Raw genomic sequence first — 14,547 nt, 5'->3', positions numbered from 1 at the left:
AGCCGGCAGACGTGTCAATGACAACTGGCCCCTTCATCGACGCCGGGTTGATCCTTGGCCTTGTCGGCATGTTGCTATCGGGCCGTGTCGTACCGGCGCGCGCTTTCGCGCTCTTCGCCCTGGCCACTATCCTCACCGGACGGATAGGGTTTCGGGCCGCGTTCGACGCCCTAAGTTCACCGGCCATTTGGGCGGTGGTGTCGTTGGTGATCTTCTCCCTCGCTCTCGGGAAGTTGCCGGTTCTGCGTCGCGCGTTCTTCGCGCGGCGGCCTCAGGGCCTCAGAGCGACCCTTACGCGCCTGCTAGCTTCGGCCTGGTTGGCCTCCGCCGTGGCGCCAAATACGGCGGTTGTCGCCGCCATGATGGGCCCTGCCTCGCGTCGGCCCAATGTATCCTCCCACCAACTTCTGCTGCCGCTATCGTACATGGCGCTCGCTGCTGGGATGATCACTCCGTTCGGCACCTCGGCAAGCTTGATGGTCGTCGGTCAGGCTGCGGCGCAAGGCGTGTCTCTGAGCGTTATCGACTTTGTGCTGCCGGGATTTATCACAGCGGCCGGGGTGTTTATCGTCCTAATGTTGGTCGCGCCCTGGCTGTTAAAGGAAAGCCCGGGCGCAGGCTCTGAAAGCGTGGAAATCTTCGCCGTTGAGGCAAACATCAGCGAGGATTCACGCTTGGTTGGCCGCACGATCGCAGAAACTCATCTGCGCCAGTTGCACAGCTTCTACCTGGCCGAAATCATCCGCGGGGGCCGCCTGATCGCCCCGGTGCGGCCAGATCAGCAGATGTTTTCCGGCGATCGGTTGATTTTTGTAGGTGACATCAACCACATGGACGAGCTCCAAGCGATCAACGGCCTAACCCTGCATCCCGACGATGAGGAGTATCGCCATGACAATAGCTACCGCGCCGTAGTGTCCGGGGAGTCGGTCCTGGTGGGGCGGACCCTGCGCGAGGTAGAATTCCGCTCGCGCTTTGATGCCTCGGTTCTCGCGGTGCGTCGGGCCGACCAGGCGGTATCCGGCAAGCTGGGCGAGGTGCGGCTCCAACCCGGCGACTTGTTATTGCTCGCTGCGGGGCCAGATTTCCATACCCGCGATAATCTGCGCGCCAACCTCTATCTACTGGACTCCGACGACAGCGGCCTATCCAAGCTGTCGAACCGAAATGCGATCCTTCTTGGACTCGGATTTTCTGGCTTTCTCATTGCCGCGTTATTTCAGCTTGTCCCGGTCGCCCTTGCGGCGTTGATTTTGGTCGCTGCTGCGATTTTGTTTGACTGGGTCTCGCCACGCGAAGCGCGCCGGAATTTCCCCTTCGATCTGGTAATAGTGCTGTGGGGCGCGGTTCTTCTCAGCCTGCTGGTGCGCGAATCCGGGCTGTCGGGCTTCATCGCTGACCATGTCGCGGGGTTTTCGGTGGGGCTGTCGCCGTTCGCTGCGCTGGCGGCCATCTTCTTCATGGCCTGGCTGATGACGGAGTTCTTCTCGAACACCAGCGCCGCCCTTATCGCCTTGCCCGTGGCGCTCGATACTGCCAGCGCGGTCGGTGCCGACCCCACGGCGTTTGCTCTTGCAGCCGCCTTCGGCGCGAGCGCGAGCTTTTTCATGCCGTTCGGCTATCAGACCCATCTTATGGTCTTGAGCCCCGGGCGCTACAGCCTGGCCGATTACTTGCGGTTGGGCGCAGTAGTTTTTGTTGTTTACGCGGTTCTTTCGCTTGGCACGCTTTCATATTTCGCTCTTTAAGTTGTATTATTAGTTAAACTTGGGCCGTTCACACCAGATATTCATGATAACCCCGCGTGTGGCTTGGGGAATATTGATCTGAAGACCTCGGTTGCGGTCATGAAAGCCTACGCGGCAAATATCACATCGGGTCAGACGGCGGAGTAGTCCTGGGTCACGGGACCTGATCATTCCTCAGTTACCCAAAAACGCTTTTCCTGGGTGTTCCGATGCTGCGTGAAGGCTTCTCCTGCGGCCTCCATCGCATAGGGGCGGGTAGCGCCTCGGGCACGCCCATGCCGTCGCTGACTTCCGAAGGATACAATCACTCGCGCCATCATCGCCCCAACGTTATCGACCGAGACTTCGGACGGATGGGCCGAACCTCAAATGGGTCGCTGATCTCACCCATACATGGACGGCTTGTACCTGGCGGTGGTCCTCGATCTGTTCTCCTGGCGCATCGCGGGGGTTGGTTGATGAAGGACGCTATGACCACGCAAATGGCCACCGACGCGCTAATGACGGCGACGTGGCGAAAGAACGTCGCTGGACGCTGATGCCTCACTCGGATCAGGGCGGCCAGTATACCAGCGAGGCCTCCCAGCGCCTGATGACAGATCACGACACTACATGCTCTATGAACAGGCCCGGAAACTGCCGGGACAATGCAGCGATGGAGAGCTTCCGCTCACCGCTCAAGACCGAGCGGATCAGGCGCGAAGTCTACTGCACCCGTGATCAAGCGCGCCGCGATGTGTTCGATTATGTCGAGCGCCTCCACACTACCACCCGTCGACACACGCTGCTCGGATATCCCAGACCTACGCAGTATGAGGAGAAAGAAAAGGAAGCTTAAGTTGCCGTCCACGGTACCGGCAGCATCTCAAGTCTAATTTCTATATCGGCGGGCAGGCTAAACCATCAGGCCGCGCGCAACGAGTTTTTCGATAACCTCTTCAGCAGCTGCCTCTGCAGACATCTCTGCGGTCTTCACGATCAGCTCGGGAGTTTCTGGCGTCTCGTATGGGCTGTCGAAGCCGGTGAAATTCTGGATTTCTCCAGCCTGGGCTTTCTTATAGAGACCTTTAGGGTCGCGCTGGATACATACATCGAGGGGCGCATCCACGAAAATTTCAATGAATTCGCCCTCGGTGACCAGATCTCGTACCATCTGACGTTCCGACCGAAAAGGCGAAATGAACGAGCAGGTCACGATGAGGCCAGCATCGACCATCAGTCGGGCCACCTCGCCGATCCGGCGGATATTCTCCACCCGGTCCGCGTCTGTAAAGCCCAGATCCTTGTTCAGTCCGTGGCGTATATTATCGCCGTCAAGCGAGTAGGTGTGCCGACCGGCCTCTACGAGCTTGCGTTCTACCAGATTCGCGATTGTGGATTTGCCCGCTCCGGACAGGCCGGTGAACCAAAGCACGGCCGGCTTCTGGTTCTTCTGCTCGCCCCGGCGATCCTTGTTCACGTCCATTGCATGGGTATGGACATTGCTCGCGCGGCGTAGGGAAAATTCGATCATCCCCGCCGCCACCGTCTGATTGGTGAAGCGGTCGATGAGGATGAAGGAGCCAGTCTCGCGCTGATCCTTATACCGATCAAAAGCGATCGGCTTCGAGCTGTTCAGCGTGCACACACCGATTTCGTTTAGCTTCAGGCTCTTACCTGGTTCTTTCTCGAAGGTGTTGACGTTCAGTTTGTGCTTCAGAGTCGTGATCGAGGCGGGGGTGACTTGCCCGCCGGCCTTCAGAAGATAGGATCGGCCAGGAAGCATTTCTTCTTCGGTCATCCAGAGGATCTCGGCGGCGAACTGGCTGGAGACCTCAGGGCGCGCCTTGGGATCGGTGAGCATGTCGCCTCGGGCGATGTCGATCTCGCGGTCCAGAACAAGCGTTACAGCCTGGCCTGCGCTCGCCTCGTCCAGATCGCTGTCGGCGGTGACAATGCGTTTAACCTGGGTGGTCTTGCCGGAGTGGGCGACAAGCACCTCGTCGCCAGGCTTGATCGAGCCGGCCGCGATGGTTCCAGCAAAACCGCGGAAATCCAGATTGGGGCGGTTGACCCATTGCACCGGCATGCGGAAGGGGAAATCTGCCTCGTTGTCGGCCTGGGTGTCGACGCGCTCAAGATGCTCCATCAGTGTCGGGCCATCGTGCCACTTCATGGCATCGGTCCGCTCGAAGATATTGTCTCCATAGCGTGCGGAGATCGGCACTGGCATAATGGAGGCGAATCCGAGATTTTCGGCGATCTCAAGATAATCGGAGACGATTTCGTGAAACCGCGCCCGCGAATGGTCCACCAAGTCCATTTTATTCACCGCTACGACCACATGGCGGATTCCCATCATTGAGGCAATGTAGGTGTGGCGCTTAGTCTGGGTCAGCATGCCCTTGCGCGCATCAACCAAGATAATCGCGAGGTCTGCGGTCGAGGCACCGGTGGCCATGTTGCGGGTGTACTGTTCATGGCCAGGTGTGTCGGCGACGATGAATTTGCGTCTTTCGGTGTTGAAGAAGCGGTAGGCCACATCGATCGTGATGCCCTGCTCGCGCTCGGCCTCAAGCCCGTCCAGCAGCAGAGCGAAGTCAATATCCTCGCCCGCGGTTCCGTGCGCTTTGGAATCGCGCTGGAGAATCGCGATCTGATCTTCGAACAGGAGCTTGGAATCATAAAGCAGGCGTCCGATCAGTGTGGACTTGCCGTCATCCACTGAACCGCAGGTGATGAAACGTAAAACTCCGCCTTCACCGGCCCGCGTTAGCCGCTCCATGACTTCAGTGCGCAAATTGCCTTCTGTCATTAGAAATACCCCTCGCGCTTCTTCTTCTCCATGGAACCGGCTTCGTCAAAATCAATAAGGCGGCCGGCGCGCTCGGATGTCTGCGCAGTGAGCATTTCGAGAACGATATCTTCGAGCGTCGCCGCTTGGCTCTCGACGGCTCCGGTTAGCGGGTAGCAGCCCAGCGTGCGGAATCGTACCTTCTTCATCTCTGGACGCTCGCCCGGCTCCATCTTCATCCGGTCATCGTCGACCATGATGAGAGTGCCGTCGCGCTCGACCACCGGGCGTTCGGCAGAAAGGTAGAGCGGAACAATCGGGATATCGTCTTCTAAGATGTACTGCCATATATCCACTTCGGTCCAATTGGACAGCGGAAAGACCCGGATGCTCTCACCTTTGCGGATGCGGGTGTTAAAGATCCGCCATAGTTCTGGACGCTGATTGCGTGGGTCCCAAGCGTGAGATTCGTTGCGAAAAGAAAAGATTCGCTCCTTCGCGCGACTTTTCTCCTCGTCACGCCTGCCGCCACCGAAGGCAGCATCGTACTTGCCCGCGCCCAAAGCTTGCAACAAGCCGTCGGTGCGCATCACCTGGGTGTGCAGCGCCGACCCGTGCTCGAATGGGTCAAGCTCACGTGCTCGTCCTTCCTCGTTGACCCAGACGATCATGTTCAAACCAAGCTCCTCCGCGAGGCGGTCGCGAAACGCGCCCATGGCTTGAAATTCCCAAAGTGAGTCGATGTGCAGAAACGGAAAAGGGGGCCTGGCTGGCCAGAACGCTTTCATGGCAAGGTGTAGCATCACCGTGGAGTCTTTGCCGATCGAATACAGCATCACTGGACGTTCAAATTCGGCCGCGACCTCGCGCATGATGTGGATCGCTTCAGCCTCGAGCGAAGCGAGATGTGGCGAGAGGGCACGGGCGCGCGGCCGACGTTTGGATCCAAACCGAGCGGCGTAAGATCGAATGGCGTCTGTATTGGTTTCGATCATGCAAACTCCTGTCAAAAACAACGATGCCGTAGTTCAAACGCAGCGCTGGGGCAAGTACCAAGGGCGGTCGAAAAGGGGAGCCAGGTGGGCGCCATACTTTTCTGCCCGTTGAAAGATGTCGTTTGGCCGACCCCCGCCCTACGGCATATATTCGTAACCGAGTTTCGGCCTTGCATAGCTTCAGAATAGACACTTTCGACGCGCCAGAAAAATTCCGTGTCTCTATGGATTTCCGATGCTCGCCCAGCCCAAGGATATCTAGCAGACAACTTCAGTTTCAAACGATTCCGTTTTCAGGGGCAGAACACGTTCAGTTCGACAATGATTGAAAAGCGAGTAATGGAGTTGCCGCCTAATTCGTGGGAAACGCCCGCAGCATATTGATAAATAGGCTTAAGATCGATAAAAGTTGATTGGGACGATGGGGTAATAAATTGCATCGAAAACAGTTCTGCCAGCCTGAATGCCGTAGATTTAGGGCTCGCTGGATGTGCGGGAGAATTTTTGGGCTTACCCCTTTTTGAAGCATCCAGCACATCTTGTGTCTCGGGAGTAATGCTATAGCTCATCCCGTTTTGCGCAGGTTACTCGACGGAGCAAGAAGTTTACAATTAGTTTCATGATTGCGGCGTGCCTGATGTGTCAAACTGTGTTTTCCCAAAGAGCGCAAATATGAAGTGTATCAATTTTGAAATTATTCGGCAGAGTTGTTTCTTAGGGCGCTCAACTAGTCGCGACCGTTTCCAAAGCTTGCAATCATCCAAGGGTTATTATGTCTAATCACGCCTCTATCCGAGACATCGATTGGTTTAAATCCATCATCGGTCATCTAACACAGGCGGACATTGACAGACTTAATTCGGTATTCGATGGCGGAGCGTGCGCCTTTGATTCAGCGGCCGCGCGCCTCCTTGCGTTTTACATTGAACGAGCACGAAATGCGGCGCTTGACGGGGATCAATTCGCTCAGCAGCAGCGAGAGAGGTGGCGCGAGCTAGTAATCAGAAGTCAGGGTCAAACACAATCGCCATCATTAGTTGTTCCAAGCCCCCCCCCTGATCTAGAGGTGAAAGTGCGTAAAGAAGGCTCAGATCGCCTAGGGCCAAACGAGTCGACGTCAGCTACTTCTCAGGTGCCGACCCCCTCAGAGATCGCGGAAAATATCCGCTACGTCTACCGCCTGACAGTCCTTCGTGATGCGACCGACGAGGAACTCGCGATTTGGATTAATAATTTCGCGAACGGTGTACGATTTCAACAGTTTCTAAAATTGATGTGCGAAAGTGATGAGGCGAAGTCGAAGCAGGCGGAGCAGCAACTTGCTTTCGAGATGTCTGACGGTGAGTTCGTATTGGCCCTGTATGAAATAGTGTCTGCGCGAGGATGCAACGGCTACGAGCTTGAGGCCAATCGAGGACGTCTTGCTTCGGGCGCAATAAGCCGCACCAAACTACTGGCCGAATTTTTCCAAGGTGAGTTGCGGAACGCAGCCGCTCGCGCAGACGAAATGGTGCACGATGGGTTGAGCTGCAACATTATGGGCACGGGTACGTTCATCAGCCACGATGAGTGGTTTGCCAGGGCGAAAAACGCCGACGAATTGAAGGCCGCTCGTTCACAACTTGCTCCGTCGAAGCCGTTTGTCCTGACGGGTGCTGCCAACATTGAGATTACATGCATCGCTAGTCTCTACAAAGGCGGTGATTTTATCGAGCGGTTTATGGAAAATATCACATCGCAAACCTGCTTTGACCGTTACTGCGAATTGGTGATCGTGGACGCTGATTCTGATGAAAATGAAGCTGAGACGATCACGCGATACATGAAAGACCATCCCAGTGTGCGTTATCGCCGGATGGACTCCCGCGTCGGCATTTACGAGGCTTGGAACATCGGCGTGGAAATGGCGCGCGGCCAGTATTTGACCAACACCAATCTCGACGACGTACGCAGGCGTGACTCAATTGAGATTCAAGCAGGAACACTTCAGGCTTTGCCTTTCGTTGATGTGGTTTACCAAGACTTTTATTATTCCTTCGATCCACACCTTGATTGGGAGGACGTCGCGGCATTCGGTTGGAAAAGTGAGCTACCTATCGCAACACCGCATAATATGATGAGGTTTAATTCGCCTCACAATGCACCGATGTGGCGTAAAGCGCTTCATGATGAACTTGGCTTGTTTGACGCGTCTCTGCAGTCAGCGGGCGACTATGAATTCTGGCTTCGCTGCTTTGCCGCAGGCAAGAAGTTTTATAAAGTCAACGAGCCTCACGTGGTCTATTATCAAAACCCGAATGGTTTATCGACGCGCTCCGATACACGAGGGATAGTAGAGGGAAAAGCAGTAACTAAAAAGTACTCCAAGTCTTTGATGAGTGACTTTTTTTTAATGCCTATAGACGATTTTGTTGCGGAATTGCGGTCCGCCGACATCCCTTCTTCTATTGTCGCATCCAACGATCGGCATGTAATCGCTCAGTCTGGGCTCCGTAATCTCGCCAGACATTTCAAGAAAGCGATATCCTGATGCATTTGGTGGTCGACGGAGTATTTTTTCAACTTAACAACACTGGGATAGCTCGAGTTTGGCAGACGATACTGGGTATCATTGCTGCTCGGGGAGATTTTGAGATAACGCTACTGGACCGTGGCGGAGTGCCCGAAATCGACGGCGTTAATCGGATTTCGTTTCCTGCCTATAAGGCGGCAGATGTCGCGGCTGATTCAATTATGATTCAGCATTTTTGTGACCTCCTAAAAGCTGATGTGTTCACCACGACCTACTACAGCACTCCTTTGACTACGCCGATGGCTTTGATGGTTTATGACATGATCCCCGAGTTGTTCGATTTCGATATGTCGTTGCGCGGATGGATGGAAAAGGAAACTGCCATTAGCTATGCGCAGCGCTACCTTTGCATCTCCCATAATACCAAGCGTGACCTTCTTAAAATTTACGATGAGATACGCGAAGACCACGTAGGGGTTGCGTACTGTGGCGTAGACACCGCCACTTTCTTTCCGAAGCTCGCGAAGGAGATCAGTAATTTCCGTGAACGCCATGAATTGCATCGCCCCTATTTTCTTTTTGTCGGCTCCCGCGTCCAGCACAATTCCTATAAAAATAGCAACCTTTTCTTCGATGCGCTTCCGAACATGGCTACGTCGGACTTTGACATTTTCTGCGTCGGCGGTGAAAAAGAAATTGAGGCGACGGTGCTCGATAGGCTCCCCGCCGGCGTAAGCGCCCAGCGCGTCACGCTAACAGACCACGAATTATCGCTCGCTTATGGCGGCGCTATAGCGCTGGTTTATCCGTCTCTTTATGAAGGCTTTGGTATGCCAGTGATCGAAGCGATGGCCTCCGGCTGCCCAGTTATCACTACGCAACGCGGTTCTCTTGCCGAGGCTGCCGGAGATGCAGCGCTGTTGGTGGAAGGTACGTCGGTACCGGAAATGACTGCGGCGCTCAACCGTATCCAGGATCCTGCGATACAGGCCGATTTGCGCACGCGTGGCCTCGACCATGCCGCCGGGTTCCGTTGGGAACCCATGGCGGACTTGTTTTGTGAGAAGTTGCAGGAAGCTGTCGATGCTGGTAGCGCGCCAGCCACTCAAGAATTCTTTGCAGAATGGAGTCGATTGCGACGCCTGCAATCTCAGGTGGATTACAAGTAGCGGTCGGCTATGACGCGTGTCTTGATCTGTGGAATTGGTGGCCAGGACGCCTCCTTTCTTGCGCAGCACCTTTTGAATAAGCGCTGCGAGGTCTGGGGAACGTCGCGTGATGCCGAGAGTGGCCGGCTCAGTAATTTGGATCGATTGGGGATCGCCAATCATGTTAAGGTGATTTCAATGGAGCCGAGCGATTTTCGATCGGTCTTCACTGCGGTCGATCGCGCGCAGCCCGATGCGATGCATTACCTCTAAGGGCAAAGCTCGGTGGGGCTAAGCTTTGATCAACTAGCCCGCCGCCATGATCACAGCCGGAAAACTCTAGCTTCCGGCGGTCCAACTTTGGTGACCCAGCCCCCTGAATTCCGGCCACGGGATGGTAGAGTCCATCGAGAAGAGGATGGACGATGCGCAAGAGCCGTTATTCGGAAGAACAGATTATCGGGATGCTCCGCGAGCACGAAGCGGGTGTCACGACGAAGGAGCTATGCCGCAAGTACGGCATCTCGGACGCGACCTTTTACAAGTACAAGGCCAAGTTCGGCGGCATGACGGTGTCGGATGCTCAGCGTCTACGGACGCTGGAAGCAGAGAATGCCAAGCTGAAGCGGTTACTGGCCGAGCAGATGCTGGACAATGCGGCGCTGAAGGATCTCGCCTCAAAAAACTTCTAACGCCCGATGTGAAGCGGCGGGCCGCGCGTCACCTGGTGGAGGCGCACGGGCTGAGCGAGCGTCGGGCGTGCCGGTTGGTCCGGCTGGACCGCTCGACCTTCCAGTATCGCAAGCGCGATGCGGGCGATGAGCGTCTACGTGAGCGGTTGCGCGACCTGGCTGGCGAACGTCGCCGCTTCGGCTATCGCCGTCTGGGCATTCTTCTGGCCCGGGAGGGGCTGAATGCGAACCACAAGAAGCTTTACCGTATCTACCGCGAGGAAGGTCTGGCGGTACGCCGACGCCGGGGCCGCAAGCGGGCCACGGGAACGCGCCGTCCCATGCTGCTGCCGAGCGGCGCCAACCAGCGCTGGAGCCTGGACTTCGTGGCGGATGCGCTTACCGACGGGCGTCGCTTCCGCACCCTGTGCGTGGTGGACGACTTCACCCGTGAAGCACTGGCGATCACGGTCGACACCTCGCTCTCGGGCGTGCGCGTGGGCCGGGAACTGGACCGGATCATCGCCCGGCGCGGCAAGCCGGCCATGATCGTCTCGGACAATGGCACGGAGCTGACAAGCCACGCCATCCTACGCTGGCAGAAAGAGCGCGGTGTCGAATGGCATTACATCGCCCCGGGAAAGCCCCAGCAGAATGGCTTCGTGGAGAGCTTCAATGGCCGCCTGCGGGACGAGTGCCTGAACGAGCACCTGTTCTCGTCACTCTCCGAAGCGCGAACCCTGATCGAGGCTTGGCGGATCGACTACAATACCTGCCGGCCCCACACCTCGCTGGGAGGGCTGGCCCCGGTCATCTACGCCCAGCAAACCCGCAAACACCGGCCCGGTTCGCCTGAGCTACGCATGGGCTCCGCTCACCGGGCCTTGAACCTTGAACCAAAACCAGAAAGAAAGGCGAACAGACTCTACTAACGATCAGCCCGGATCAGGGGGCTGGGTCAAAATACTCTGTCACCCGTGCTCCCGAAGATTCTTCGGAGAGCAAGTCGGAACCACCCGCGAGGTTCAGAGCACGTAGCCGTAAAACCTGCCCACATCGCGAAAAACCTCGTTCAGCTCTGCGATAGTTTCAGGGCGCAGCTTTTCTTGATGATCGCCGGGTGTGCCTTTACGTATATGCTTAGTAGGATCTTCCATTTCCGGGCGAATATCAGCCAATTGCGCGACGCTATTTAATATGGATGGGTCCACCTCAACGCCAAGGTGCGCGAATGTATCTTCGAGAAGCCCGCGTTTATCGAAATAGGCATCTTCATAACGCCATAAGAGCCCAAGGTCGAAATTCAGTGCATCACGATAGGCTTGTAGCTTCTCGCGCAGGTTTGACGCGGCCGTCAGGACATACTCATCGATGGGTAGTTCGTCAGTTGCACTTAGAATTTTTTTAAACGCTTCCGGATATTTAGAGGGAAGGCGGTGGCTGCCGGATTTCGTTCCGAAAGAGAAATATTGGGAGACAAGTGCATCGCGAGGGTCGCGCACCAGGAGCACGAAACGTCGGTGCCGCAGCGCTATCGACGGATCCGTCAGCACCGGCGGCAGGGTACGGAAGCCGTAATATAGCATCCGCTTCTGAAAATATGGTAGGATGTTAGGATCTCTTTCCCACTCTGGTTCAAATATTCCATAGTGAAACAACTCGTTTGGTATCGATGTGGCGGGCAGGGCAGCTACCTTGGCAACTTGTTCGATCATAGAATGCAACATGGTACTGCCGCATTTGTGCACCGAAAACACAAAACATGGCTGGAATGTGGGGTCGCCCTCTGGCAACTTAGTCAGGATTTCATGATAGGCCATGGCATGTTCCGATTTCCGCTCGATTGCCGCCAATACCCAAAAAAAGCGCTAGCAACTCAGCGCACTGGCTAATCCGATTCGGTTATAGAGCTTAGGCGCTGCCTAAGATGAGCAGCCAAAGCGCCAATGGACACGGCGTCTTTTGTGACTTCTTCTATCAATTCCTCGTACAGCGCCGAGCTTACGCGCTCATGAAAAGCTTCCAGCTCAAGATCCTCGTGACGACATTCCTCAAGGATTTGAAGAAAGGCACCCTTATACCAGTCCTTTTTCGCCTCGGCGCTGCTCAACCATCCCGAATGCGCTGCCTTTGCCTGCTCGAGCTCACTCGCAAGGTCAGCCATCTGCGCTTTGTACTGCTTTAGCTGATCTGATAGGTCGAGATTCTCTGCTCTCCGAGAATCCAACTCGCGTGTGACCTCAAAAATCGCGTCCTTCAGATGCTCGATTTCCTCAGCCTTCTGATCAACCGAAGCGCCGAGCTGAGCTAAGCGATCCGGGGCCCATTCCCCAAGAACCGTAACTGGCGGCTCATCAAGTGGGCCGAACAAATTGATCGTGCTTTTTAGCTTACGGCGCGAGAGCAGGCCCGATTTCATCATGGCAATGTGCAGCCGACGCGCTACCGCATCCAGGCTGAAGGAGTTGGACGCCGCAAGAGCAACGCGCGCCTGTTCGCTCGCCAACCGAGACGCGTCGTCAGCCAAATCCCCAATGAAGGCCACCGCTGACCGAATCGCCATATCGTCGTCGGCATCCACTGGTCTGACCGTGAGACCCAGCCTCGCGACAAGTTCTGGCGCGGCACCGTGCCCGAGCGAAATGGGCACCGCCCCAGCAAGCGCAGCCTCGACGATGGTTTGGCCAAAGGTCTCGTCAAAGCTGGTATTGACCGCGAAATCAGCAGCTTTAAACAAGCGAGCAAGATAATCGCGATCCTTGGTATAATCAAACTGGGTTACATTCTTCGCGAAGAGCAAGGCCCGCGTATTTGACGCACCGACAATAACCGCGTGAAATAGTTTCTGATCCAGTTGCGCGAAAAGGCGCCAAGCTAACGGGGCGTTTTTGCGCTGATTAGTGTAGTCGCCGCTGGGCAAAATGACCAGGTGCTTGTCTTTGGGCAAACCAAGCTCAGCTCGGATTGTACGCTTATCCGTGGACGAAACTCGATACTCTTCAACCCTAGCGCCTAGCTCAGCAATCAACACCTTTTCTGATATTTCGCTTTCCATTAAGCCACGAGCGGCGAAGGCTGCATGAAATTGCTGGGCCGAGTAACGAGAATTCGCCAGAACTCGAACATTGGGATGGGCGAGAATATCTCGCTTCACGCGCGCCATCTTCGCAATCTGGTTAGATGGAAGTGCCGGAAACTCGAAAAATGTCGGGCATTCATGGTCGCAGCGCGCGTCGAGATATTTGTCACAGCCCCCGAAGTAGGCGCAACGCCCAGTCAAGTAGTAAAAGTCATGGCTAACAATCCACACCTCAACTTCATTCGCGAGGCGAGGAAGCCACGTAAGATCATGCGTGGCACCGTGGACATTGCCTAGGACCACGAGATCGACATCATTCCTGATGACGTCTGCAACGATGCGTTCATAGTCCGGCTGGCGCTGATGGTTACCATCGCTCGCCTCCTCGGCGAGCGCAAATGCGCCTACCTCACAACCCAGCATACGAAAGGCTGCCGCATAGCGCCCGTGTCCGATCCCTGCGCCATATTGGAAGCCAAGGTCGTTCACCATCAGAACACGTGGATTGCGCTGCCCGTCAAATTGAAGCCTAGCATACCGAGGCGGCGTCCGCTGTTCGACCGTATGGGAAGAAACATAATCGGCAAGCTCTGCTTTGAACTTCGTCGGGTCGGCGGTCTTCTGACCTTTATGCTTGCGGAACAGTGCAACCGGCGCGCCAATTCCTGCAATGCACCCGCCTGCTTGGGCAATTCGAACCCATAAATCGTAGTCCATACTGTAGTGTAACGACGCATCGATGCGGCCGCCAGCAGCCTCGTAGATACGACGCGTGAAGAAAACTTCGGGTTGGTAGAAATACTGGCCTGAGTTCCACATGGCCTCTAGATCAAGCAGCTCTCTTTCAATAAGCGGGCCGTCTGGCAAACCATATATATGACGGATCAGCGGTCCGGTTTCATCGAAAATTACGGCCTGGCCGGTGATCAGGTCAACGTCATATTGCTCAAAGGCCAAAGCCATACGAAACAACGCAAGCGGGGCCAACATATCATCGGCGTTTAGCCATGTCAGGATATCACCTGACGCGTTCCGAAAGGCTTTGTCTAGCGCACTCGCCTGACCCCCGTCAGGCTTAATCCGCGCATCGACAAAATCATAGTCTGCAAGAATGTCGGCTGTGCCATCGTCGGAGCAAGCGTCCACGACGATGTATTCGAGATTCGGGTAACGCTGCAGACGAACCGATTCAATTGCGTCGCGAATGAATTCGCCAGCTTGGAAGGCTGGAGTAACGATAGTAATTTTGGGCCAAGTTCGCGCGTTCGATAAAGCCTCGCAAACGCTTTCGAACTGGTCGTGTGGAGTCTTAATCCAATCTGGACCAACAACAAGACCGTTTTCGTTCAACATGAGCGACCTATCATCAAAGCGGCGAACAAGAGTGCAGCCCCAGGGAATGGGCAGGTGGCACCGCGATTTTCGCGCTTTCGCTAGTGCCGAATTCTAAAATAGAGACTTAGTATGAGAAGCTTCTGGTGCCAAGAATTCAGATCATTACGCCGTCATGCTTGTTTTTTCGACCACAGAGTTGACCTGCGCCCCTTGGCTCCCTCGTTTATTTCGAGAGTCTGACGCTTTCTGCACTGCTCCCCAACGTTGGACCGCCGGAAGCTAGAGT

The 14,547-nt window shown here is 55.6% G+C and carries 11 protein-coding genes; 6 read left to right on the top strand and 5 right to left on the bottom strand.

Annotated elements, in window-relative coordinates:
- The first annotated feature begins 17 nt into the window (after positions 1–17).
- Positions 18–1,748, top strand: a complete 1,731-nt coding sequence (locus tag P0D52_RS11850; protein WP_394692858.1) for an SLC13 family permease — start codon at positions 18–20, stop codon at positions 1,746–1,748.
- A gap of 511 nt (positions 1,749–2,259) precedes the next feature.
- Positions 2,260–2,586, top strand: coding sequence for an integrase core domain-containing protein (locus tag P0D52_RS11845; protein WP_394692857.1), 327 nt, complete (start codon positions 2,260–2,262; stop codon positions 2,584–2,586).
- A 57-nt stretch (positions 2,587–2,643) separates the two neighbouring features.
- On the opposite strand, the gene cysN is transcribed toward P0D52_RS11845, so the two are convergent.
- The 3 genes from cysN to P0D52_RS11830 form a co-directional block, all read right to left on the bottom strand.
- A complete protein-coding gene (gene cysN, locus P0D52_RS11840) occupies positions 2,644–4,542 on the bottom strand; it encodes a sulfate adenylyltransferase subunit CysN (protein ID WP_394692856.1) in 1,899 nt (632 codons plus the stop codon).
- On the bottom strand, positions 4,542–5,393 hold the full coding sequence (gene cysD / locus P0D52_RS11835; RefSeq protein WP_394694792.1) for a sulfate adenylyltransferase subunit CysD: 852 nt from the start codon (positions 5,391–5,393) through the stop codon (positions 4,542–4,544). The genes cysN and cysD overlap by 1 nt, the downstream gene beginning before the upstream one ends.
- A 416-nt stretch (positions 5,394–5,809) precedes the next feature.
- A complete protein-coding gene (locus P0D52_RS11830; protein ID WP_394692855.1) occupies positions 5,810–6,085 on the bottom strand; it encodes a hypothetical protein in 276 nt (91 codons plus the stop codon).
- A gap of 503 nt (positions 6,086–6,588) precedes the next feature.
- Here P0D52_RS11830 and P0D52_RS11825 point away from each other — a divergent pair.
- From P0D52_RS11825 to P0D52_RS11810, 4 genes are all read left to right on the top strand, one after another.
- Complete coding sequence (locus P0D52_RS11825) at positions 6,589–8,046, top strand: glycosyltransferase (RefSeq protein WP_394692854.1); 1,458 nt, start codon at positions 6,589–6,591, stop codon at positions 8,044–8,046.
- Positions 8,046–9,197, top strand: a complete 1,152-nt coding sequence (locus P0D52_RS11820; RefSeq protein ID WP_394692853.1) for a glycosyltransferase family 4 protein — start codon at positions 8,046–8,048, stop codon at positions 9,195–9,197. Before P0D52_RS11825 ends, P0D52_RS11820 begins: the two co-directional genes overlap by 1 nt.
- Positions 9,198–9,206: 9 nt before the next feature.
- Positions 9,207–9,449 (top strand): GDP-mannose 4,6-dehydratase, encoded by a 243-nt coding sequence (locus tag P0D52_RS11815; protein WP_394692852.1) that lies wholly within the window; start codon positions 9,207–9,209, stop codon positions 9,447–9,449.
- A 152-nt stretch (positions 9,450–9,601) separates the two neighbouring features.
- Positions 9,602–10,779, top strand: a protein-coding gene (locus P0D52_RS11810) for an IS3 family transposase (protein WP_394692203.1) whose coding sequence is annotated in 2 segments (ribosomal slippage) — positions 9,602–9,854 and positions 9,854–10,779 — 1,179 coding nt in all. Because the reading frame shifts where the segments join, the coding sequence is not laid out codon by codon here.
- A 93-nt stretch (positions 10,780–10,872) separates the two neighbouring features.
- On the opposite strand, the gene P0D52_RS11805 is transcribed toward P0D52_RS11810, so the two are convergent.
- Positions 10,873–11,667: a sulfotransferase domain-containing protein gene (locus tag P0D52_RS11805; RefSeq protein ID WP_394692851.1), complete on the bottom strand. Its 795-nt coding sequence runs from the start codon at positions 11,665–11,667 to the stop codon at positions 10,873–10,875.
- Between the two features lie 68 nt (positions 11,668–11,735).
- Positions 11,736–14,279 carry a glycosyltransferase gene (locus tag P0D52_RS11800; protein ID WP_394692850.1) on the bottom strand — a complete coding sequence of 848 codons (2,544 nt, stop codon included), beginning with the start codon at positions 14,277–14,279 and terminating at the stop codon, positions 11,736–11,738.
- Positions 14,280–14,547: the final 268 nt, after the last annotated feature.

Origin of the sequence: Hyphobacterium sp. (assembly GCF_043584775.1) — a bacterium.
GTDB lineage: Bacteria > Pseudomonadota > Alphaproteobacteria > Caulobacterales > Maricaulaceae > Hyphobacterium.
Note: the sequence above shows the minus strand (reverse complement) of the source record. Positions and strands in the feature narration are given on the sequence as shown.